This window comes from Pedobacter sp. GR22-10, assembly GCF_026239715.1.
Classification (GTDB): domain Bacteria; phylum Bacteroidota; class Bacteroidia; order Sphingobacteriales; family Sphingobacteriaceae; genus Pedobacter.
In genome coordinates, this window is sequence record NZ_JAPIVR010000004.1 from 193709 (window position 1) to 218757 (window position 25049).

Below are 25049 nucleotides of genomic sequence, written 5' to 3' on the forward strand. Positions count from 1 at the left end.
AATTTATAAAGTTGCAGTATCAATATTTTCTTCTTCCTTTAACAGGCCATTTTTCTTCACAATCTCTCTGGCCAGGTTGAGGTAATTAATGGCACCTTTACAGTTTGCATCGTGCATGATAACAGATACGCCATAACTCGGCGCTTCACTTAAACGCGTATTCCGCTGAATGATGGTATCAAAAACCAATTCATGGAAATGTGTTCTCACTTCTTCTACTACCTGATTTGATAAACGTAAACGCACATCATACATGGTGAGTAAAATGCCTTCTATTTCCAGGTCAGGATTTAAACGGTTTTGTACAATCTTAATGGTATTCAATAATTTTCCTAAACCTTCGAGTGCAAAATACTCACATTGAACCGGTATGATTACTGAATCGGCAGCGGTTAAGGCATTAATGGTAATCAAACCCAGAGATGGGGAACAGTCAATAATGATAAAATCATACTGATCTTTAATCTTCTCTAAAACCGCCTTCATTTTATATTCACGGTTATTAAGATTAATCATCTCAATTTCGGCACCCACCAGATCAATATGCGCGGGCAATAAATCCAGGTTTGGTGTTTCCGTTTTCTGAATAGCCTGAGCCGGGTCGATATCATTGATGATGCATTCGTATATACTATCTTTAATATTCCGGGGATCGAAGCCAATACCTGATGTTGAATTCGCCTGAGGATCAGCATCTACCAATAAAGTTTTGTATTCTAATACGGCTAAACTGGCAGCCAGGTTTATAGATGAAGTTGTTTTACCAACACCACCTTTTTGATTTGCTAATGCAATAATTTTGCTCATCTATCTATCCGAAATTTACTTAACGTTTATTTGGGCGTTGTTTATTTTATGCCTTTTAATCGGCAAAAAGTTCTATTTTTGCGTTGTTTACGCCCTTTTTCTCAATCAGCTAAGATACAAACTATATGGCAATTTTAGCAATAAGGGTTTCCGGGTTTTGAACATCTTATTAACAATTCATCCATGATCACTATAATAGCCGCCACCAACAGGCCCAATAGCAATACGTTAAAAGTTGCCAATTATTATCAAGCACAGTTGCATCAGCGAGGTGAAAACGTAAATGTATTTAGTCTTGAACATTTGCCTGCCGATGTATTGAACACAGACATGTTTGGCAAGCGCTCAATCGCTTTTCAAAAAATACAGGACCTGATTACACAAACAACCAAATTTATTTTTATCATTCCTGAATACAATGGCAGCTTTCCGGGCGTGCTGAAGGTATTGATTGATGCCTGTGATTTCCCTGGCAGCTTTTATGATAAAAAGGCCTGCCTGGTTGGCATTTCTTCAGGTAAATATGGAAACATTCGCGGAATTGATCATTTCACCGGCGTTTGCCATTACATTCACCTGAATGTACTGTCCCTCCGCATTCATATTCCGAACATTAAACTGGAACTGGATTCATCCGGAAATTTGATCCAGGAAGATACCATTAGGTTTACGCACGAGCAGATTGATAAGTTTCTTAGGTTTTAAGGATTTATGACCTCGGGCATAAAAAACCAGGAGGGTTAAGATATTAGCCTTCCAAATAAAAAAAATAGCCTTGGTCTTTAATTGTTGGTGATGCAAAGGGAAAATCAAAACAGCAATGAAAAGGCCATTTAGCCGATGTTTTTAACATAAATTAAGTTAATTATTGTAAACTTAGTTAAACGAGGTTAATAAATCCATATGTGGTCTTAGCGGGTATATTTTAGCGGTATGAAAACTAAAAACATACTTCTCATGCTGCTGATTACAGTAATCAGCATGTCTAAAATCAAAGCACAGGATTCGCTGGTAAGACATTCGGTTCATGTTTCACCTTTTGCAGGCTATAACGCCACACTTAAAGCCGCGGTTTACGGGGCAGAGGTTGGTTATGAATACCGGCTGAATAAAAACTGGGGGCTTACTGCCGGCGTAAATATTGCCTATACGCAAAAAAATGCCGATGGATCAACGAATATGGTTAGCAACGGCGTATCGCAATTTAAAAACATGAAATTTCTTCAAAATGCAATCTATGCAGGAGCCAAATATTATATTGGCCGGTTTTATCTATCTGCCGACCTTGGTTATCAGGAAGCTTATTCAACGACAAACTACACTTATCAAGGTGCAGGATCCAGCTATAATAATGGTACATCCGCCACAAATGGCTTTTACCAGGCATACGGATTAGGTTATCAATTACCACTTAAAAAGGGCGATAACATTGAGTTCTTCGCTAAAGGCAGCAATGGAAACAGCAATACCAGTTATGTTGCCGGTTTCAGGTATAATTTTGGCTTATTCAGACGAAAATAGTATTAATTTATCCCTTGCGCTCGTTTTAGAAACGAGCGCATGATCGTCTATTGATTCAATCGCAATTTCTAACAAAAAAAGATTAATGCAAATCTTCAGAAACTATTTTTCTAATGCATAAACCGCAAAAGAGGCCAACCAATGATCGCCACCATAATTGCCGGCAAAAACAAGTGGTAAGGCATTGGCTAAAAACCGGTTGGCTGTAACTTCAAAATGCTTTTTTAGTTTATGGTTTTGAGGTAATTCTTGAGCGATTCCCTTCATACACCATGCCCGGGTAAACGATAAACCAACCAGGTGAACCCCCTGATAATCGTTGATATCGCTAATGATTGGTAGATCACTGATGCGTTTAATACTTTTCTCTTCGTAAAATTTATTTAACCAACGCAAAAATTCTTTATTCGGCAATACCCGTCTCATTAAGTCAGCTATCTCCAGGCTCGGCGAAAAGAAATCTGATCCATCCGGCTCGAGGTATGCCGGTGTAGCAGTATTATCCAGATAAAAGGCTTTGGCCTTCTCATCAATTTGCTTTTCAAAATCAGCATCCTTTAAAGTCCTGGCCCAATCTAAGGCAAAAACTAAACCAAACGCCGTATTGGGATGAACACCCGTCCGGTTTGGATAAGTTTGTTTAGGCAGATAAGCTTTCCAAAGTTTCAAAATTTGCTGCGTAAGGGGTTGCAACGCCGCATACCATTTCTTTGCGTCAGGATTATCCCAGGTATACAATTCCTGATCAAGTTTTAATAACCAGGCCCATCCATAAGTCCGTTCGTAGGTATTGGCTACCTGGTATTTCGTAAAATATTCGGCCTCTGCCCTCATTTTTTCTGGGGTAAAGGTTTTGTTGAGCTGGGCAACAATTTCTGGCTTATTTTTTAAATCCGGAATGGTTTTTAGTAACCGAATCAGCATCCAGTGACCATGCACAGAACTGTGCCAATCTAAACAGCCATAAAATGCAGGGTGTAATTCACTGGGCAACAATCTACCATCTACAGCTGCATTGGCTACATGAGAAGTTTTATTGGGAAATTCCTGACTGATGCATCCTAAAGGCATCTTTGAAAGTTGATCAGCCACATCTGCCGTTAGTGTTGGAACAACTTGTGCACTGACTAACAAGGATGAAAAGAAAAGAATAACGATTAATGTAAGTTTTTTCATGATGAAATTGAATTTGATGCATTTAGATGATGTAGACTTATTGGCCGTTCTTCTTCAAAACCAGCCCTCTGTTTCCCCTTTATTAAGCGCCAAAACGAATCCACTTGTCGCCTTCGTGACCAAAAATAAATGAGCCAGGATGCAGCATTTCGGCCATATCTTCAATTAAAGACACTACGTTTTCAGCAGATCTCTCCCGGTTAACATCATCATTAAGCAAGATAATCCGGTTGTTTTTCACCGCCTGCCAATCTGAGCTTAACAGGGATGGCACTTCCCGCATTAAATCGGTCAGCGTTTTTTCAGGCTGATAGTAAATAATGAATACGGCACTCATGATATCTGCCTCTATCATTCCACCAGCGAAGGCAATTTCTTCAGAAAAATAATAGCCCGGCATATTACTTACATCAAGCACAGCCACGGGCACTTTTTCCATAAATTTAATTTTGTGCTCCACAATATCTAAACGTTCCTGTAAATCTTCACGTTTTGTAGCATCAAGGCCGATAAATAAATCGTTTAAAAAAGACATCTGCATTAAATTTATTAATTTGTGCAAAAATAACAATCCTTATTTCATGCGAGCCTCATTTAATTATATATTTTGGATTTTCATTAGCATTATTTTCGTTTCATGTCATCAGGATACTTCAAATAATCATAAAAAAACATTTAATATTAATCTCGATCAGGGCTTAACCTCCATCGATCCGGCTTTTGCCCGCAACCAGAATGCCATCTGGATGACCAATCAGATTTTTAATGGCCTGGTACAGATCGATTCCAATCTTCAAAGCGTTCCCTGCATTGCTAAAAATTGGAAAATATCTGAGGATGCCTTGACGTATACCTTTAATCTTCGCAATGATGTTTACTTTCATGATGATCCGATTTTTAAAAACGGCAAAGGCAGAAAGGTAGTAGCCAAAGATTTCAGTTATAGTTTTTACCGGTTAATCGACCCTAAGGTGGCTTCTTCCGGTGGATGGATTTTTAGCGATAAGGTAAAAGACAGGCGTAATTTTATCGCCATAAATGATTCGACTTTTCAGATTAAACTGGTAAAACCCTTTCCTCCATTGATGAATTTGTTAACCACACAATATTGTTCGGTGGTACCTGAGGAAATAGTTACCCATTACGGAAAAGATTTCAGAAGCCACCCGATTGGCACAGGCCCCTTTAAATTTAAGTACTGGAAAGAGGGCGAGATCCTGGTTTTATTAAAGAATGAGCATTATTTTGAACATGATCAAAAAGGAACCAAGCTACCTTATCTGGATGCCGTAAAAGCAACATTCATTACTGATAAGCAAAGTGGCTTTATGAGTTTCCTGAAAAAGGATTTGGATTTTTATTATAATGTTGATGGCAGCTACCGCGATGACATTCTAACCAAGAGTGGCAAAATGGTTTCTAAATATAAAGACAAATTCACCTTAACCAAAAGCCCCTATCTATGCACGGAGTATGTAGGTATTTTAGTCGATACTAATCTGGCCATTGTAAAGCAATCGCCGTTAAGAATAAAAAAGATCAGGCAAGCCATTAATTATGGCATTGACCGGGATAAATTAATCCGGTATTTGAGAAATGGCATTGGTATTGCGGCCACGTCAGGATTTATTCCGAAAGGCATGCCCGGCTTTGATAGTTTAGCTGTGCGTGGTTACACCTACAACCCTGTTTTATCTGCCAGGTTATTAAAAGAAGCTGGTTTTCCGGAGGGCAAGGGTTTACCTGAAATCACATTAAATACCACCACCACTTATAAAGATTTGATTGAATTTATTCAGGGCGAACTGACCAATATTGGGATGAAGGTTAAAATTGATGTGAGTCCGAGTGCAAGTTTAAGAGATCTGATGTCTAAGAATAACGTAAATTTCTTTAGAGGCTCCTGGCTGGCAGATTATGCTGATGGCGAAAACTTCCTTTCGATGTTTTATTCCAAAAATAAAGTACCTAACGGACCCAATTATTTTGCCTTTTATAACCGGGATTTTGACAAATTATTTGAGCAAAGTTATTACGAAACCAATGCCGAAAAACGTTTTGAACTTTACCGGAAAATGGATCGGCTGGTGATGGATCAATCGCCGGTAGTTCCGTTATTTTATGATCAATCTGTCGTGATGCTTCAAAATAACATCAGCGGTTATGCTTTTAATGCTTTAAGCTTAATGATTTTAAAAAACATTAAGAAGAATTAATTTTTCATCAGCTTACGTGTAAGAAAATCAGCCGTAATTTTACTGACTTTAACCGCATTGGAAAATTTCATCCAGTGATGGGTATCATCAGGAATAACTAAGAATTCAAAGTTGAACTTCCTAGCTTCAAATCGTTTAGCTAAATCAACACTTTGGCTAAAGGCTACATTACGATCGTCATCTGCATGGATAATTAGTGTTGGTGAAGTCCACGTTTTTAAATAAGCGACGGGCGAAGATTCACCTGCAATCTTTGCGGCAAGGTCTGCATCGGGAGCGGGTAATTTACCTTCCATTGCCACACTGCTAAACCGGCTGTTTACGCCGTGAATATCTACCCCAGCCGCAAATAATCTGGAATCTTTTCCCAATGCCAAAGCAGTTAAATAACCACCATATGATCCACCATAAATACCGATTCTTGCCGGATCTACATTAGCCTGTTGAGCCAGCCATTCACCAGCGGCCTTAATATCCTGGTATTCTGAAGCACCTTGAGCCCCTGCCCGTAAAGGCTTATGGAAATCATATCCATAACCCAAACCCAATCTGTAATTTACTGATAACACTGTAAAACCCAGGTTTACCAGGTATTGGTTCAAAGCATAATCGATGGAATAATAATCCATCGGGTTCCAGCCCAGCATCATCTGTCGCTGTGGTCCTCCGTGTACATAAACAATGGCAGGATGATTCTTAACCGTCTTTTTCGGGAAAAATAGTTGCCCATAAACTGTTTTTCCATCTGCCGACTTAAAACTCACATGAACCGGGTTAACCAGCGCGCTGGTTGGAAAATCTGTTGGAAGCAACTCTGCTCCGATCAGATGGATTTTACCCTGATCAATCCTCGCTGGCAATAAAGGCTGACTTGCAGTAGCACTTAAACAGAATACATTTTTACCATCTCCCGAAATAACAGGATAAGCCTCAATCCCTTTTCCGGTAGTAAGCGGCTTCATCCCGGGCTGATCTACAGATGCCTGATAAATGTGGCGTCTGTCCAGATCATCCTTATCTAGACCCGTATTGGCCGCAAATACCAATGTTTTTAAATCATTACTCAGCTTGATATTTTCAACAGTAAAATTTCCCGGCGTGAGTAAGGTTTTTCCCGACCCGTCAGGATTCATCGCATATAGATGTGGCCAGCCGTCCTCATAAGAAGTAAATACGATTTTCTGATGTGCCCACATTAAATTGGCTCCTCCTTCCATGGCGGGAAATGAACCCCTGATGGTTTCAGGTGCCTTGTTAAGCTGCATCCCTTTGCCATTATTGACATTAACTTTCCAGATGGCCCATGGCTGATGTTTTCGGGTTAAAATGGAATCCGTTTCCAAACCAATGCCCGGCAGTCTGATAAAAGCAATTTCATTTCCATCAGGCGACCAGAAAGGCGTAATATCCCTTGAAAAAGAAGGCAACAGCCATTGAACAGGTGTTTTCTGATCGGTGTAAATCCCTACATAGGAATGATCCGTCCGGTTGCAAACAAAAGCTATTTTCTTACCGTCCGGCGACCATCTGTAACCGCTATTGTTTCCTTTGGCATAAAATAACGGTTTAGCCGCTGTTGATCCATCTATTGGCACACTTTTAACTTGTCCACCATTTGAAAAAATAACTAACTTACCATCAGGTGAAATCAGGGGATAATCACCTTCGCCAAGTGGGATCGTATTTCGATTTTTAAGGTTAAGCGAAAATACCTGCATTTTTGGAGCAAGCGGAGCAGATGCCGCGTTTACAGGTCCACCGTCTTTACCTCCATGATCTCCTCCCCTGACATAAACAATCCAGTTTCCATCCGTAGAAAACGAAAGGCTGGTGAGTTCCTGTCCGTCATCCTCGTTATAACTGGTCATTTTTATGGCCTTATAGTCTGGTGCTCCTGCAATATAAATATTTCTTTTGCCCTGTTCATTTGCCGTCCATGCCACATTTGATCCGTTTGGGGAAGCCACCAATTGAGATGGGAAAGGATAACTCAGAACCGACTGAACAGAAAAAGACTGCGCAAAAATATTTGTTGAACAACAGCACAACAGTACGAAAAACAAATGCTTCATGGTTTAACGTTTGATGATAAATTACAAAAAAGCCCTATCCATTAAAAGGAAAGGGCTGGAAATTTCTTTTTATAAAAATGTTACTGATCCCACCACAACCTGCTTGTCCTTGGGACATCAATGGGTACGTTTGCTCCATTTTTGCTTCTTTCACCCTGAGGATAATCCAGGCGGCGAATAAAGGTTGGCAACGCAGCATTTACCGGCATGGTGAAATCTTTATATTGATAATCAAAGCGGCGGGCATCATTCCAGGCTTCCGGATTCAGATAAGTGGCAATGTATTTTTCCTTAAAAATTAAGCTTTTCGTTAATGCAGCTGCGCCAACCGCCACTGTTGGCTGCGCCATATACGCTTCTTTATCTGTGGCTGAAACCTGGAATTTATCCATATTCGCCCGGATCGCCGCCAAATAAGCAGCATAGGATCTGGCCCGATCAATATTCAATGCGGCCTCAGCCTCAATAAATTTTAGTTCTGCATAAGTCACGATAAAAATTGGCGACGTGTTTCCACTCCATGGAGAATTGCGCGAAATGTAATTTTCATCTTTTCGGGTATTGGCACCCGGAGCCCGGTTTCCTGCACCATTCACTGTTCCGATATATTTCCCATCTACTGTTAAATCTGTAATTTTCGGCAAACGCGGATCAAAGACACCATAGGTTGTTCCATTTAAAGCGTCGATCAACTGCTCTGAAAGCCAGCCACCCAATGATTGTTGTTCATTATTTAAAGCCACTGTTGCCCACGGACTGCGTTCTCTAAAGGTCTGCATTCTGGCATCATCGTCATTACCCGTAAAGGATTTACTCACCGCATCCAATACAGCAGCAGGATTATAAGTACCGGACTTACTCACCTTATTCAGCAAACGGGCCTTTAGTGCATAAGCCATTTTTAACCAGTTTGCCCTTTCAGTAGAAACATTAGTGCCGTAAATTAAATCGCTTGCTGCAGCCAGTTTAATGGCAGAATTGGTTTTAGATAGTTCTGTGATGGCCTCATCTACCAGTGCCAATGTCGACGCATAAACATCCTGCTGCTTATCATATTTTGGTACCAGGTTATTGATGTTGAATGCTTCAGAAAATGGTGCATCGCCCCAAAGGTCATTCACCATCATCAGGTTGTAGGCAATTAATACATCAGCCACACCTTTATATTCACTTGAATTTTGTGTTACAGCCAGTTTTTTCATTTCATTGGCATCAGCCATGGCAAAATAAAGCAAATCCCAGGTGGCACTGAAATCAATAGCCTGAAAGGTATCTCCGGCACCATTTGCCGCCGGGTTGGCTGTATATTGCACATATGGAAGGATAATGCTGGCCACGCTGTAATTGTTAAAACCAGCCTTATAGGTAGAGGTAGCCAGCAAAGCATTTAAACTTGGTGCTGTCACCTGATTCGGATTATCAGATAGTTTATCAAAGTAGCTATCTTTACAACCCTGCAAACCTAATGTTGCCATCATGGCTGATAAAAAAGTATATTTTATAATCTTTTGCATCTTAATTCTTTTTAAAAACCAACATTAAGGGTAAACATAATGGTACGTGCTGATGGATAGGTAAAACCTGCAGAGCCATCATTGTTACTGCCCGAGTCATAAGAACTCGATTCAGGATCTACGCCATAATATTTAGTCCATAACCATAAATTATTGCCTGTAACAGATAAGGATGCACTTTTAATGGCTTTTGCCGGCAGCCATTGTTGTGGGAACCTGTAACTTAAACTGGCCGAACGCAAACGCACCCATGAAGCATCAGAAACAAAAGGTTCTGAAACGTTTCTATACAGAATACGATAGTAACCTTCACCATAATTATTACCATCTGGTCCAAGGCCCTGCCCCATGTAAACAGGCTTGGTATTGGGTTGCCCGTTGGCCAGCACGCCATCAAAAACTTTAGTCGTTCTTCTGTCTGCCGTATAATCCGGAAGACCAAAGGCAGAATAGAAATCTTCGAGCCAGTTGTATTTTTCGAAACCTAAGCGGGCATCAAACAAGACATTTAAACTGAAGTTTTTGTAGCTGAAATTATTACCGAAACCAATAATATAATCTGGCTGGGAATTTCCTAAAAGTTTTTGCTTCCCTCCCGAAATACTTGGAAACCCATTGGCACCTATCAGTAAAGGCAGATTTTTATCTAAAATCGTTGGATTCTCTGCCTGCGTTCCATAATACCTGTTGAAATAACTCCCATAAATATTACCATATGCCTGACCCTCAATTAATTTCATGGTTACTCCTGCATTACCATAGCCCCTCGCTGCACCATACACGATTTCAGTAACGCCATTAGGCATGGAAAGCACCTTGTTGCGGTTTGCAGAAAGATTAAGGTTCACGCCCCAGTTAAAATCTTTTCCAACAATGGGCTTACCGTTAATCACCAGTTCTACCCCCCGGTTTCTGATATCACCGGCATTAATTGATTTGGTTACATAACCTACTGCAGAAGATACTTGTGTTTGGATAATCTGGTCTGTACTTAATGAGTAATAATAGGTTAAATCAAAACCTAATCGATTTTTAAAGAAAGACATCTCTAAACCTCCCTCATAAGTATTGGTAAACTCCGGCAGTAGATCAGGATTGCCTAAATTGGATCCAATCGTTAAGCCGCCTGTTCCTGATGGTAAATTAAGGTATGGGGTGTAACCCGTAAAGGTAGAATACTCTGCTGCATCCTTCCCAATGCGGGCATATGATAATCTTAATTTAGCCTGACTGATGACGGCTGGTAATTTAAACTGATCCGAAAACACATAACTTAAACTGGCAGATGGATAAAAAAAAGATCTGTTTTCCTTCGGTAAGGTGGAGCTGATATCATTTCTCCCTGTAACGCTTAAGAAAAGGAAATTTTTATAATCAAAAGTAGCCTCTCCGAAATAGCCAACTAAACGTTTCTCTCTTGTTGCTTGACTCGGGGTAAGCACACTGGCATTCTCCAGACTAAAGAAGTTATAAATCCCTAAAATACTTCCCAGCGTTCCGGTTTCTTTAATTCTTCTATCATAAAGTTCCTGACCCAATCTTAATGTTCCGGTAATATCTTCACCTAATTTTGTAGAGAGTGTTGCCACAAAAGTGCTGTTCAACGTTCTGAACTTTGAATTATATTCTCCGTAGTAACCCTGATCATTATCGTACATAGCCTCTCCGGTATACATCGGACCGCGAGCGGTTCTTACCCGGTTTTCATTATAAGTATCTACCCCAAAGCGATAAGAAAAGTTTAACCATTTGGTTGGATCATAGGTTAGACTTGCCCCGGCGATGTAACGGTTTACATCACCTTTCAGTTTATTATTGGCCGTACCCCATATTGGATTATTGGTACCCAAATACTTTTGCGAGCCATCTGCATTCTGGTAATCTGCTATGTCATATCTCGGCGAAAAATAAGCCAATCCCTCACCAAACCGGTCGGCACTATACGTATAACCACCAGAATTGGTAAAGTTCATATTCACAGAAGCCTTTAATTTCGGACTGATAATAAAATCAGTATTCAGTCGCCCGGAGAGGTTCCTGTTGTCGGTATTTGGCATCATTCCCTTTTGGTATAACTGAGAAACAGAAGAGAAAAACTTGACTACATCACTTCCTCCGGTTAAAGAAACGGAGTTTTTAATTTGCTGACCGGTACCGAATGCCTGATCGTAATTGTTATATAATTTATCTGGATGGGTTGGATCAATCAGTTTAGCCTCTGCAATGGTTGGGCCCCAGGCAGGTCCGATACCACCCGGTGGATTGGTGTACACACCGAGCACACCCTGCGTATATTCCGTTTGCACTTTCGGACTGATCAACACCTCATCAAAACCATAACTGCTGTTGAGGTTAATTTGGATGCCATTTTGCTTACCTCTTTTTGTGGTAATCACCACCACTCCATTTGCACCCCTTAAACCATAAAGTGCCGTTGCTGCCCCACCTTTTAAAATATTGATGGTCTCAATATCTTCTGGGTTAATATCTGATGCCCTGTTGGTTACCCCTCTTGAACCATATGCATTTCCGCTCGGGTTTGCACCCTGGGTTGAGGTGGTGTTATCAATTTGAACACCATCAATCACATAAAGTGGATCACCGGATCTGTTCGGATCTATAGAGTTTACCCCTCTGATTCGAATGCTTGCTCCCTGCCCCGGACCACCACCTGTGCTTGAAATGGTGGCACCGGCAACTTTACCCTGCAAGGCATTAATTAAGTTGGGCTGATGGTTAAAGTTAAGATCCTTATCACCCACAGTTTGTGCAGCATAACCTAATGATTTCGCCTGCCTGGTGATTCCTAATGCTGTTGAAACAGTTACTTCCTGAAGTTGTTGGGAATCTGAAGCAAGAGCAACACTAATGACTGTTTTATCACCTATGGTAACTTCCTGCTGTTTGTAACCTACTAAACTAACCTGTAGCACCGCATTAGCTGAAGGAACCTGGATACTGAAAGCACCATTTCCATCCGTAGATGTCCCGGTAGTGGTACCTTTAATTTTTATACTGGCTCCTGGTAATGGTCCTCCATCTTCAGCGGACGTAATTTTCCCTGTAATGGTTTTTACCTGAGCTATGGCAGAAAGCCCGGTTAAAAAAATACACAGAAAAAAAAGTGAAGTAAAGATTTTTTTCATATCTAAAGATTTAAATGGATGATGTTAGTCACTGCAAGATAACCTTTTAACATAAAAAACACGCACAAAATATCATACATACACTCAAATACCGCAAAAAGCCGTATAAATCAACCCCAGAACGAAGCAAAAACAGGCAATAACAATTAAACAATCAAAAAAATTACAAATCTTAGTGTATTTTCACAAACTAAATTTCCGGCACAAAAAAAAAGCGCTTTCAGATTAACCAGAAAGCGCTTTAAATAAGAAGAATATTGTTTTATTGCTGTAAGCCTCCACCCATTCCGCCACCTTGTTGCTGATCCTGCTTCACATCGTCGTTTTTAATCTTTTTCTTTTCCGTAAATTTCAACTTACCAAAAGAATAACTGAAGTTTACACCGAACGAGCGCAATGGGTAGTAAATGTTAGAACTTTGGAAAAGTGTACTTACCTTATTACCTACATTAGTTACCGAATTATTCACGGTTTTAATGTGTAAATCGCGGGTAAAAGGATTTAAAGTATTGATTCCGATTGATCCCTTTTTATTCAGAATGTCCTTTTTAAATGAGGCTCCGTAAAAAACCATTGCATCGGTTTTACCCTGATAGGTTCTTCTTGGAGAATTAACTACGCCGAATAATTCGAAGTTATATCCTTTACCGAAACCGTAAGCCGAACGGCCAAAAATATTATAATTTAAAAACGTACCCGTGCTTACTCCGGTTTGGGTATTACTTACTTCATAAGTATTTACGCCAAGATTAGTCATTAAAGTCCATTTTGGTTTTGGATTGTATGAACCAAATAAGTTAGCACCATAAGTTTGTGCAGTACCCACGTTGATATATGTGGTGAGTGTTTTATCCAGGCTTCCTTCTCTAAAAGGCGTAATTGAACTCTCAATTACACCACCCGTACGGCGGTAGAATACAGAGGCATTGATGACCGATCCTTTAATAAAGGTAGAATACCCAAGCTCAAGGTTATCACTCAGCTCCGGGTTTAATGTTGGCTCACCCTGGCGGATATTGAATTGATCGCTCTCATTACGGAAAGGATTCAGGTAGGCTAAACTTGGCCTTTGAACCCTGCGGTTATAACTCAGTTTTAAGGTAGCGTTCCCTTTTAATGTTTGTGAGATAATTGCACTTGGGAATAAATTGAAATAGTCGTTTTTCTGGGTACCACCTTGTGCGGTATTAAAATCGATTGCGGTATATTCTGATCTTAAGCCACCTTTAAAATTTAATTTTTTATTCAGTTTAAAGCTGATCACACCATAAGCGGAGGCCACATCCTGACTATATTCAAAATCCTGTGCGGTATTATTTGAAAATTCACTGTTAATGTTTCTGAAGATCCCTTTTGCTCCCACTTCCAATATCGTTGATTTGCTAAATGGATAGGTATAATCTGTTTGGGCAGTATATTCTTTATTTCTGCCGATATTGTTACTACTTATCGCCGGAAAAGGACTTCCTATAATTTCATTCTCAAAATCCGTGGTATTACTTCCTGATGATAACTGACCAGAAATGGTAAATTCTTCACCTTCTTTCTTGGTGGTATGTTTATAATCAACGTTCCAGTCGAAATTGTTGAAACCCACATCCATGTTGCTGACGTTTTTAAGCGGAACACCATTTAAAATATAGTCGGCACTACCCGGACCACCATTAGAGAAATTATTATATTTAAAGGTAGAACTTACATTATCATAGGCATTAAAATCATAATCTGCTCCAAAACTTCCGTTGTAGCCATTGCGACTGAATTTGGAAACACCATTCTGGATAATACTGTTTATCCTGTTTGTTCCGGCAGAATCTGTACGGGTAATGTTTTCAAATAATAATCTTGAATCCTGCGCATAAGCCAGGTTTGCACCCAAACTGGTATTCACACTTAAACGACCTGTTTTAGCGGTCAGGTTAAAAGCACCATTATTTTGTCTGGTTCCAACAGATGTATTTACGGTTCCGCTTACGCCCTGTGCATTTGATTTTTTAGTAATGATGTTGATAATCCCTCCTGAGCCTTCTGCATCATATTTGGCAGAAGGACTTGTGATGACTTCTACACTTTTAATCTGCTCTGCAGGAATCATTTTTAAAGCATCAGAAACGCTGCTGGCCATTGTTCCGGATGGTTTGCCATTGATTAAAACCCGCACCGCACCCCCACGCAACTGAACATTTCCGTCAACATCTACTGAAAGCATAGGCACTTTACGCATCACATCCGTTGCATCTCCTCCCGCATTGGTTCCGTCAGCTTCTGCGTTATAAACCATTCTGTCGATTTTATTTTCAATGACTGCCTTGGTACCCTGCACCTGAACATCTGCCAGTGAATTTTCTGTAGAAGAAATATAGATCGTTCCTAAATTCTGATCTGGTTTTGCAGGTGTAGTCGTAACCGTAACCGATTTGGTTTTATAACCCATAAATCCAATCATCAGTTTGTAAGTATCAGGCGCTACATTTTGCAAGGATAACTTACCTTTCGGATCAGTTACACCACCATTTACGGATTTATTATCTTTAGCACTGATTAATGATACGGTTGCATAATCTATAGGCTGTTTGGTTACAGAATCTAAAATGGTTGCCGTTATCCGGCCGAAAACTGTGGGCTTCTTTGCGCCTCCGCCAAAACCTCCTGCAGGAAACTGGGCATTGGCATGAATAAACGTTCCAAATATCAGGAGCGAGAGTAAAATTCTTTTCATTATAATTTGTTAGTATGATGGTTTATTAGTCTGCGCAAATTGCATTTTGTTACAATTCTTCAAAATAGTTTTTACGCCACTACGTTAATTTAGTCGGCAAAGGTGCAATTTTTATCGGTAAAATACTGGTCAACAGGAGAAAAGATAAAACATTTTATATACATGCCTGCGCAAAATGGCTTAAAAAAAAGGCTGATGAATTAAATCCATCAGCCTTTGTAAAATATGGTAGTCTGTAAAATGTTTGTACGAGCTATCCTCAGTTGAGGTGAGGCTTTGATTGGAACAGGATTAAACCTTTCTGATTTTGATAATCTTCATCCAGTGCAATACCTTCATCACCGGGTAAGTAGGATCAAACTCCCACCATTTGGTTGCAAAATTAGGGCTGTTTGGTTTTTTGTGGTGATTGTTCTGAAACAATTCACCCATTAAAAGGAAATCCCATGGCAATGAATTTTTACTGTGATCATCATTATCGTGATTGGAATAACCATATTTATGTCCGCACCAATTTACAATAGCACCGTGTAAAGGTCCCATCAAAAAGTGAACGGGCAATAAAATAAATAACCACCAATGGCTGGCAAAAGCGATGTAGAAACCAATATAGAACAAGCCACATCCTATTCTCCATAACCACGAATTACCAATCCGGTCTACCAGTGGCCATTCAGGATAATTCCCCTGGAAAGCAGGTTCAGGTTGTATTTTAAAATGAAGATAATTCATGTACATATTTTTGGTTGCGATCATCATCCCAAAAACGTCCTTAAAAAAATGTGGCGAATGCGGGTCTTTTTCTGTATCACTGTAAGCATGATGCATCCGGTGTAAAATGGCATAAGCCCTTGGATTTAAAAAAGATGAACCCTGAGAAATCAGTAAAACAAGATAAAAAAACCTTTCCCAGAAAGGCTCCATTTTAAACATTTTATGTGATGAGTAACGGTGGAGGAAAAAAGTTTGGCTGAAAAGAGATAAGAACCAATGGCAAAGAAAGAAAATAAGGATAATCATGTATAACGTGTATGCTTAATAAACGGAATTTCCCGACATTTAGTTTTCGGTATCTTTCCGCTGGCAAATATCCGTAATTAAACGAATACCTGAAAGTTGTTAAAAAGGCACTTAGAATAATTCATCCATGCCTTTTTATATTTTATTTTTAAAAAAATTATCTGCCGAAATCGTCCTGAACCCTTACGATATCGCTTTCATCTGATGGATTTGAAGCATCTGTATGTTGCCAGATTTCGGCCACTACCCCCCAATCATCCAAACCAATTAAGCGGTGACGCTCACCCTGCTGTAATTTGATCTGATCTTTAGGTGCATATTTTTTAACTTCTCCTTCTTCATCAGTCTCACTGGTTTTAATGCCTACTGTACCGGTTACCACTTGCCAGATTTCTGCCCTGCGGTGGTGGTATTGCCATGACAGGCGGGTATTTGGGGCTACGATTAAAATCTTCGGACTTAATTTACCACCAATTTTTAAGCTTTCTACATCTAATCCATCAAAATAAGTGTCTGCAAATTGCTGAGCTTGTGCTTCATCAATCACAAAAAAACCACCCCAAGGGCGTGTTTCATCGCGGTTTACCACATTAAAGCCTTCAATTTTTAATCTTTGCGCAACGCTATCGAATATTTCTTTTTTATCATTTCCCATAATTGGCGTAAAAATAATGCTTTGGAATTAAAAAAGCACTTTTGAACTTTTATTTTTTTCCATATGATATTTTAACACTGCTCTCAAGTGCGCTGAACACCTTGCTTAAAAAAATTGCAGCTGCCTATTTCACCAGCCTTACTTCAAAAATACTGGCAATGGCAGATCCGGGCTCGGCTTTTAATGTCAATTCCAGCTGTGATTTTAATAAGTTTTCAGGGATTTCGAAATCCTGCGAATAAAAAACATCGCCCTTACTTCCATCAAGTTTAACTTTTTCCACGACTACGTGATTGATCAGGATTTGGAAATTTCTATCTTTTTCTTTGCCATAAAAAGTAAGTCTGATCTTTTTCCCCTTCAAATCCTTATTCGCTAAATTATAACTGAACCAGCCCTTCCCCGCGCGAAAGTGCTGGTCCTGAAAAATTCCATTATCTGTATCTTCACCTTTAAAACCATGATCTGATTCCGGCTGCTGCTCTCCCGTACGCACAATGTCAACGGTTTCCTGTTCTAACTTGATTTTTTCAGTCTCAGCCAATTTAATCGCTTTAGCTTTTGCCTCCAGATTTTCTGGATTGGTATACGGGAAGTATACCACATAACGCTTCTCTGCCAACTCATAAAAGGGAACCAGTTTGAGGTTTTTATATTTAGGTTGGTAAATTATCTTTTCTGCGCTGAACGTAAGCAACTCATTTTTAACCGATGTAAGCTGCTGTGCCAGATCTGTTTTTTTACCAGATACCAATGGCGCCTCGCTCAGCGGGAATAAGGGACCGGAAGCAATATGCCCCATCCTGCTGCCATCTGCAGTTAAATTGGGTTGCGACAGGGTATCCAGCTCTGCAGCTAAAACGATTGGCCCATGGAGAAAGGCCACCCAATCTGATCCATCGGGCATGAACTGGGCGGTATTGTGCATGGGTAGTGCCACTTTAATTACGTCACCAGATGACCAAACCCGATCAATACGCACATAACCATTACCCAATGCTTTTGCCATGATTTTTTTACCATTCACCAGGATAGTCATTTGCCCTGATGCAACCCATGATGGATGGCGCAAACGGATCGAAAACTGTTGTTTTTTATCCATTTTTAACACCATCTGCGTAAATTCCCGATTTGGAAACTGATTTTTTTGTGTAAGGGTAATGCCTTTTTCCTTCCAGTTGATCACCGATGGAATAAAGAGATTAACGTACAGGTTTTGATCGTCATGTGCATATATCAATTCGCCGTATTTGCCATGATTTTCTAAACCGGAGCCTACACAACACCAGAAACTTTCCTGGGGATTGGAATATGTACGGTAATGCCCGGGGCGCATGGGTGTAAAATAAACAAAACCGCCACCGGCCCTTTGTGATGTTAGAATATGATTGTATAGTGTTCTTTCATAATAATCTAAATATTTAATGGAAGGAGCATCAAGAAATAACTGTTTGGTTAACTTGAGCATGTTATATGAATTACAGGTTTCCGGTCCTTCCCTGGATTCGAGCATGGAAGAAAAATCGTTAGCCGGATGGAAGTGTTCTCTTACGCTATTTCCACCAATGGCCACCGTGCGGTTATTCACCACGGTTTGCCAAAAAAAAACAGCAGCCTTTGCCCAGCTGGCATCGTGATCTACCCGTGCAATCTGCTCAAAACCAATCACCTTCGGAATTTGCGTATTGGCATGTAAACCGTTTAAAGCATCATTTTGTTCCAATAATGGCTTCAAAATGGATTGATCTGAAAATTGCCTGGCCAGTTTCAGGTATTTTTTATCCCCGGTAAGGGCATATACATCCGCGAATATTTCATTCAACCCACCATGCTCACTTTTTAACAGCTCCTGAATCTGCTGATCGGATAAACCAGCCACCAAATCAATGCACCAGTCTGTTAATCTGATCAGCATTTGTTTCGCTTTTTCATTATCCGCCACGGCATAAGCATCGTGTAAACCCGCGAAAATTTTATGAATATTGTACAAGGGCACCCATTTGTCATTCAGGGAGAAGCTGGAAGCTTTGATGTTGCCGGATTTGATTTCTGCCCATATTTCTTTACCTCCGGGAACGCCGGATAGGTAACCATTTCCATTTTTTAGCTGGCATTTTTCCAACTCATCAATCATATAATCCAGCCTTTCTTTCACTTTTACATCGCCTGTAGCAGCATACATGAGTGAAAGTGCCGAAACATAATGCCCGCCAATATGGCCATCCAACCCCGTATTCTCCCAGTTACCATAAGATTCAGCTTTTGGGGTGAGACCTGCCTCTTTTAAATAAGGTGCCAGTAAGCGATCGGGATTGAGGGAAAGCATATAGGTTTTATCCGTTTCTTCTGCCTGGAAAAACGGACTTTCCAGCAAACGCACATCTTTTAGTGAAAAGGCCTCCAGTTTCTTGGTCTGCGCAATTGTTTGGAGTGAAGATGTAGCAATCAATAAAAAAATGAAGATCCGTTTCATAAGTTCCTATTTACTAAACGTACTGAGGTTCCACTCATCCTGCCAATTTATAGTAAGCTTATCGCCTTCAAATTTAACCGGCAACCAGAGGTAACGACCATCGATGGCGTTTTTAGGTTCCCATTTATCTGCCATAAAAATGAAATCACCTTTCTTTCCCGGAGCCGGAAGAATGTGGGTGCTTTGTCCACCATATGTGATATTTGCACCTGGTCCCTGACAAGGGTTTCCCATATACGTCCATGGCCCCCAAATGGAACTGGCCTTAAACCATCGGGCAGGGTTTGGAGCCCAACCTGTGCAACCAGAACCCACCATATAATAGGTGCCATTTTTCTTAAATAAAGCTGGTGCCTCTGTTTGATGCCCTACATAGATTCTGATGAACTTGCCTGTATGACTTAAATAATCAGGGCTTAATTCGGCTAAGTGTAAGGTGAAATTCTCTTCAGAAGAAAAAACATGATAAGCCTTGCCATCATCATCAACAAAAACAGTCATATCTCTTGCCATCTGTCCGCCAGGTAAATCCCTGCAGAAAAAGCCATCACTTTTATTTGCCGGATTTTCACAATTTACCTTTTCTGCCTCAGGTGTACCCTCTGCATAAAACGGCATTTTACCTGCATTAGGACGATAGCTTTTGATGAAGGTATAAGGCCCGTTGGGTTTATCTGCTACGGCAACGCCACTTTTGGCGGCTTCATAACTTTTGCCCAGAAGTTCCAGGTGGAACCACATCACAAATTTCTTAGTTTTTTTATTGTAAACAACCTTAGGTCTTTCTAAAATACAGCCTCTTGCAATATCACTTTTCAGGTCATCAGAAACCGACAACGCGATGCCTTCATCCTTCCAGTTATATAAATCTTTCGAAGAATAGCAATGAACCCCAACCTGTGCGGTATTTCCTTTTTCACCTTCAATTTTATGTTCACCAAACCAATAATAGGTGCCTTTATGTTCAACTATACCACCACCATGCGCATTAATATGTACGCCTTTATCATCCTTCCAGATTTTACCAGGCGTAAATGAGGCATATTTTTGCTGTGCAGAAGCAAGTTGACAGGCCAATAAAGAGAGGGTTAAAAAGCATAAGATAAAGTTGATCCTCTTATTCATATTATTATGTTGTTTGGTTTAATTAAAAGTGAATGAGTTAATAAACACTTATTTTTTGTTTTTACTTTAAATTTTCGCTGTGGTCATTTTTGAAATTTTCGCCGCTCCAGATCTTCTGGGCACTCCATTTAGCTGGTGGATTTGCCCAGAATGGATCGCTGGCGGGTAAGCCCAGCGGTAAAAAAATATTGGAAGCAATATAAGGACTACCTTGGTTGTTATAAAAATCGCCCAACTCAGGCTGCTCACCATATAAGCCAATGGTTAACCAACCATTTTTATAGGTGGTAGGGCTTTCCAATGTTTTTCTGATCACGGCAGTCAATGCGCAGCGAACCTGTTCTGCTGATAATTGCTTTGGCAATGCTTTTCGCAAAGCCATATCGGCTAAATGATGAAATGCCGCACCACGGTAAATGATCGAGCGACCAGTTGCAGGATAAGTTCCATCTGCATTAATTAACCGCTCCTGAATGATGGCATATCTTTCATTGCGCTTTTTAATCTTCTCGAACATGTCCTTATAGGCATTGGTTTTTTTACCAATAATTTCTGAAAGTGCTGCCAGGTAAGGATGAATCACATAGCTATTGTAATAGTCAAAAGCGAATGAGGTACCATCAGTATACATCCCGTCACCCGTATACCATTGCTCCATTTGCTGGAGAGCATAGTCCACACGCATAGGGTCCCAGTCATAACCAAATTTGGCTAGAAAAGCCTCATTCATAGCTGAAAACAATAGCCAATTAGAAAATACAGGTTTAAATTTCCGGGTAGTGACAATGGATTTCATCAATAAGGTTTGATTTTTCTGATCCAGGTTTTCCCATAACCAGGGTGCACGTACCACGGCCAGCGCCACATAGGAAGCATCAACCAGTTGTTGTCCGCCGATATCAAAATTCATAAAATCTTTGGCATTAGAATCCAAAGCATTTTTTAATCCACGGAGTGCCCATTCGCGATATTGTTTCCTTAAGGCAACCTCTTCTGCAGCCCCACCATCCAATTGCAACCATGGCGCAATACCACTTAAAACTCTTCCCAACACTTCTACATATTGAACTTTAATCCGGTGTTCTTTATTATCAACATGCACTGATGTTACCTTTGGCATGGCAATCCGCAGACTATCATTGGCTAAATTCTGCAACACCGGGCGAACCATTTTATCCATCTGCTGGATCCAGAAATGCCTGTCGTTAAGCATCATACTTTTTTTACTTACTTTCTGTGCAATTGCCGATCCGCCAAGGCACATCAGCATCAAAAAAGCAAGCGCAATATTTTTTATGTTCATTGAATTGAGCTTTACTGTTGATTTGATAAATAACGATACATTTCGCAGCCGGCTAATAAAAAGGCACCTACGCCAAAATTAGCTGTAGAATTTGCATCTACTACTTGTCCGGGGATGGCCTTTTCACCAATAGGCTGTACATACCCTACTTTTCCATTCTTTTGCAAGGCCGTTTCTGACAAGTATTTCCATGCCTTTTTTGCTGCCGGAAGATATGTCTTCTCTTTTAAATAGCCATTGTTAATGCCCCAAAGCAAACCATAGGTAAAAAAAGCAGTTCCACTGGTTTCTGCACCGGGCGCATGTTCAGGATCCAGAATACTCCTTGTCCAATAGCCTTCTTTTTGCTGAGATTTTGCAATAGCTTTGGCCATGTTCTGGTATTTGGTAAGGTATTCTTTCCGATGCGGATCATTTTTAGGAAGATCTTTTAACACTTTAGCCAAGCCAGCGAAAACCCATCCATCGCCCCTGGCCCAGAAATCTTTTTTGCCATTGGTACTTTTATGCTTGGGATAAACATATTTGGCATCGCGGTAGTAAAGCTTCGCTTCCTGATCATACATAATGCTATTGGCATACATAAAGTATTCATAAAGCTTATCTGAATATTTTTCATCGCCTGTTAACTTATAAAGTTTGGTCATTACAGGCATCACCATATACAAACCATCTGCCCACCACCAATAATCATGATTGGGCGTGCTCATTTGGTATTGCATCACATCTTTTGCACGCGCCACTTTATATTCTGCAGGTTGTATATGATAAAGATCGATATAGGTTTGAAAGCAGATTTGCCAATCGCCAAAAAGCACATGGTCATCTGTTTCACCATAATTATATTTCCATTCAAATTTATTGGCAGACTTTGCTCCCATCCATTGGTTGTGTTCCGCCCAATCCTCAGCATATTTGCGGTAAGCCTCATTTTTGGTGAGCTGATAAAGTTCCATATTGCCCGTATGGTAGGCGGCATGATCCCAAAAGGCACGAACTTGTGGTTTATTTGTAGTCTGCCAGTATTGATTGGCTAAATTAAGCTGAGCAAGTACGGTATCTTTTGTTTGCGCATGAACTTCTGTTAACCCATAAAACAGGATTAAAAGAAATGCCATTGAAAATAATTTTATTGTTCTCATTTACTAATTGGGTTTATACCTTCCAATGTGGGAATAACTTTCTTGATATTGCCATTTTCATCAAATTCCATTTGATCAATGCATACCTCCCGGTTGTAGCCTGCGGCATCACCCATGGTTATCCCTTTTGGTCTATTAAAACGGTGATAAACGATATACCATTCATCTTTACCCGGAATTTGAATCACACTATTGTGGCCAGTACCATAAATACCCTGATCTGGCCTTTTCGATAAAATTAAATTATTAGCCGGAACCGTAATTTTTCCGGTTGGGGAATCAGAAAATCCATATCGCACGGCATAATCAGGACTTCTGGTGTCTTCTTCCGACCAAAGAAAATAGTATTTTCCATTTCTATAGAAAACCTCTGTGCCTTCACGGAAACTATTATCCGGTGTGATGATCTTCACAGATGTCGTATCAATGGATACCATGTCATCATTAAGGGTTGCTACAGCCATATATCCATTACCCCAATACAAATAGCTTTTTCCGGTTTTCGGATCGGTGAATACATCAGGATCAATTTCTTGTCCACCCTTTATACCTGCAGGCCGCTTGGCAATTAATGGTTTACCACTGTCCTTAAAAGGTCCGGCAGGATGATCAGACACGGCCACTCCGATTTTTTGTGCAGCTGTGAAATAATAAAAGTACTGGTACTTGCCTTTCACTTTTTTCTCCATGGCAGTTGGTGCCCAGGCATTTTTCTTTGCCCATGAAACATCTTTATTTAAATCTACAATCACCCCTTCATCTTTCCAGTTCACCAGATCTGTTGAAGAAAAGGTTTTAAAATAGGTGCCACTCCAGCCGGTAAAGCCATCACTGGTAGGGTATAAATAAAATTTTGAAGTTTTGTTTGAATACAGGATTTCAGGATCGGCATAAAAACCATTTAATACCGGGTTACGGTTGATGGCGGCGGATATGGCATAAGTTTGCATTGCCTGGTTGCCAATTTTAAGTGTATAACGTACAGGTCCTTTAGAGAAATCAACCTTCCCTTCAGGCTTAATGCTCACACCTGAAAATTTAGAAAAACCGGGATCAAATGCTTTCAAATCTGTACCATCATTAACAGGCAAATAAACGGTTCTGGCCACAGTATCCAGCACAATGTTATTTTGCTTGATGGATGGATTGCCTGCCCCCTGCAATACGGATGAAGCACTATACCATTTGCTTAACAAGCGGTTTTCTTCTTCTTTACTGATTGACATCACCGTTCCATGGCGGGGATGAAAATCCATTGTTACTTCTTCATCAATGATTTTGAAAGTGTTCAGGTCCTTAGATTTGGTAAACTGATAGCGTCCTTTCATGTAAACATCATACATTAAAATATAATCTTCAGAACCATTCAGCTTAAAAACCCCGGCACCCTCAACCGCATCAGTGGTTTGTTGTAAGTAACGGTCTTCCAATACATATCCCTTTGTTAAGGAACTGGAAACTGCTTTTTTGATGCCGTTTCCATTGCCCTCCGTTTTAAAAAACAGGTTGTATTTTCCCTTATCGTAAATGATATCTCCATCAATACAGGATCCATTTGTCGGACTGAAAAATAATTGTTTAGGCGTTCCCTCCAGGTCGCTAAAATCTGCATTGGCATAAGCATAATAGATTTTATCAGGGTCATTGCCATGTTTCATAGACCAGTATACCATGTATTTTTTAACAGCCGGATCATAAATGGTTTGCGGTGCCCACACCCGTTTTAAATTCTCCTGATTCGGATATTTTTTTTGAATATTAACAATACTGGATTTCCAGGTAATTAAGTCATTTGATTTCAATAACACCATTGCCCGGTTACTGTCCCAACCTTTTGCCGATACCATATCAGTTGCCACCATGTAAAAATGCTTGCCATCGGCACCACGTAAAATATGCGGATCGCGAACACCGCCTGTTGAACTGATTTTTTCTGATGAAATAACCGGCCTGTTATGATTTAAGGCTTTGTAATGATAGCCATCTTCGCTAATGGCAAAGCGAATAGATTCTTCCGCTTTATCATTCCCTGTAAAATAGGCAAACAGGTAAGCACTGTTACGAGCTTGCTTTTTTCCTTGTGCGTGTACGCCAAAATTTAAAGTAAATACGGCTAAAAGCACGAGTATTATACTGGCCTTTGTCTTATTTTTATTCATA

Annotated in this window: 17 protein-coding genes; 3 read left to right on the forward strand and 14 right to left on the reverse strand. The window is 40.2% G+C overall.

Annotated elements, in window-relative coordinates; genetic code table 11:
* Nucleotides 1–3 precede the first annotated feature (3 nt).
* Nucleotides 4–807 carry a ParA family protein gene (locus OQX64_RS17460; RefSeq protein WP_088299278.1) on the reverse strand — a complete coding sequence of 268 codons (804 nt, stop codon included), beginning with the start codon at nucleotides 805–807 and terminating at the stop codon, nucleotides 4–6.
* A 183-nt stretch (nucleotides 808–990) separates the two neighbouring features.
* On the opposite strand from OQX64_RS17460, the gene OQX64_RS17465 reads away from it, so the two are divergent.
* Both OQX64_RS17465 and OQX64_RS17470 read left to right on the forward strand, forming a co-directional pair.
* The gene (locus tag OQX64_RS17465) at nucleotides 991–1512 is read left to right on the forward strand and encodes an NADPH-dependent FMN reductase (protein ID WP_265819741.1); all 522 of its coding nucleotides are present in this window, start codon (nucleotides 991–993) and stop codon (nucleotides 1510–1512) included.
* Between the two features lie 228 nt (nucleotides 1513–1740).
* Nucleotides 1741–2328: an autotransporter outer membrane beta-barrel domain-containing protein gene (locus OQX64_RS17470; protein ID WP_088299276.1), complete on the forward strand. Its 588-nt coding sequence runs from the start codon at nucleotides 1741–1743 to the stop codon at nucleotides 2326–2328.
* A gap of 102 nt (nucleotides 2329–2430) precedes the next feature.
* Here the strand turns inward: OQX64_RS17470 and OQX64_RS17475 are convergent, their stop codons facing one another.
* The gene (locus tag OQX64_RS17475) at nucleotides 2431–3504 is read right to left on the reverse strand and encodes a DUF2891 domain-containing protein (RefSeq protein ID WP_265819742.1); all 1074 of its coding nucleotides are present in this window, start codon (nucleotides 3502–3504) and stop codon (nucleotides 2431–2433) included.
* Nucleotides 3505–3586: 82 nt separating this feature from the next.
* Nucleotides 3587–4039 carry a hypothetical protein gene (locus tag OQX64_RS17480; RefSeq protein ID WP_088299904.1) on the reverse strand — a complete coding sequence of 151 codons (453 nt, stop codon included), beginning with the start codon at nucleotides 4037–4039 and terminating at the stop codon, nucleotides 3587–3589.
* Nucleotides 4040–4085: 46 nt separating this feature from the next.
* On the opposite strand from OQX64_RS17480, the gene OQX64_RS17485 reads away from it, so the two are divergent.
* Complete coding sequence (locus OQX64_RS17485) at nucleotides 4086–5720, forward strand: ABC transporter substrate-binding protein (RefSeq protein WP_265819743.1); 1635 nt, start codon at nucleotides 4086–4088, stop codon at nucleotides 5718–5720.
* Here the strand turns inward: OQX64_RS17485 and OQX64_RS17490 are convergent.
* The 11 genes from OQX64_RS17490 to OQX64_RS17540 all read right to left on the reverse strand — a co-directional run bounded on the left by OQX64_RS17490 (nucleotide 5717) and on the right by OQX64_RS17540 (nucleotide 25048).
* Complete coding sequence (locus OQX64_RS17490) at nucleotides 5717–7792, reverse strand: S9 family peptidase (RefSeq protein ID WP_265819744.1); 2076 nt, start codon at nucleotides 7790–7792, stop codon at nucleotides 5717–5719. The two genes, OQX64_RS17485 and OQX64_RS17490, sit on opposite strands and share 4 nt — an antisense overlap.
* Nucleotides 7793–7872: 80 nt before the next feature.
* On the reverse strand, nucleotides 7873–9306 hold the full coding sequence (locus OQX64_RS17495) for a SusD/RagB family nutrient-binding outer membrane lipoprotein (protein WP_265819745.1): 1434 nt from the start codon (nucleotides 9304–9306) through the stop codon (nucleotides 7873–7875).
* Between the two features lie 11 nt (nucleotides 9307–9317).
* Complete coding sequence (locus OQX64_RS17500; RefSeq protein WP_265819746.1) at nucleotides 9318–12452, reverse strand: SusC/RagA family TonB-linked outer membrane protein; 3135 nt, start codon at nucleotides 12450–12452, stop codon at nucleotides 9318–9320.
* Between the two features lie 262 nt (nucleotides 12453–12714).
* Nucleotides 12715–15171 carry a TonB-dependent receptor domain-containing protein gene (locus OQX64_RS17505; RefSeq protein ID WP_088299271.1) on the reverse strand — a complete coding sequence of 819 codons (2457 nt, stop codon included), beginning with the start codon at nucleotides 15169–15171 and terminating at the stop codon, nucleotides 12715–12717.
* Nucleotides 15172–15462: 291 nt separating this feature from the next.
* The gene (locus OQX64_RS17510) at nucleotides 15463–16191 is read right to left on the reverse strand and encodes an acyl-CoA desaturase (RefSeq protein ID WP_088299270.1); all 729 of its coding nucleotides are present in this window, start codon (nucleotides 16189–16191) and stop codon (nucleotides 15463–15465) included.
* A 157-nt stretch (nucleotides 16192–16348) separates the two neighbouring features.
* Nucleotides 16349–16846, reverse strand: coding sequence for a phosphoheptose isomerase (locus tag OQX64_RS17515; protein ID WP_265819747.1), 498 nt, complete (start codon nucleotides 16844–16846; stop codon nucleotides 16349–16351).
* Between the two features lie 124 nt (nucleotides 16847–16970).
* Entirely contained in the window at nucleotides 16971–19319 is a 2349-nt protein-coding gene (locus OQX64_RS17520; protein ID WP_265819748.1) for a glycoside hydrolase family 127 protein, read from the reverse strand.
* Between the two features lie 6 nt (nucleotides 19320–19325).
* Nucleotides 19326–20444 carry a glycoside hydrolase family 43 protein gene (locus tag OQX64_RS17525; RefSeq protein WP_265819749.1) on the reverse strand — a complete coding sequence of 373 codons (1119 nt, stop codon included), beginning with the start codon at nucleotides 20442–20444 and terminating at the stop codon, nucleotides 19326–19328.
* Between the two features lie 61 nt (nucleotides 20445–20505).
* Nucleotides 20506–21747, reverse strand: a complete 1242-nt coding sequence (locus tag OQX64_RS17530) for a DUF2264 domain-containing protein (RefSeq protein WP_265819750.1) — start codon at nucleotides 21745–21747, stop codon at nucleotides 20506–20508.
* Between the two features lie 11 nt (nucleotides 21748–21758).
* Entirely contained in the window at nucleotides 21759–22865 is a 1107-nt protein-coding gene (locus tag OQX64_RS17535) for a glycoside hydrolase family 88 protein (protein WP_265819751.1), read from the reverse strand.
* Between the two features lie 20 nt (nucleotides 22866–22885).
* On the reverse strand, nucleotides 22886–25048 hold the full coding sequence (locus OQX64_RS17540; protein WP_265819752.1) for a family 43 glycosylhydrolase: 2163 nt from the start codon (nucleotides 25046–25048) through the stop codon (nucleotides 22886–22888).
* Nucleotide 25049 lies beyond the last annotated feature (1 nt).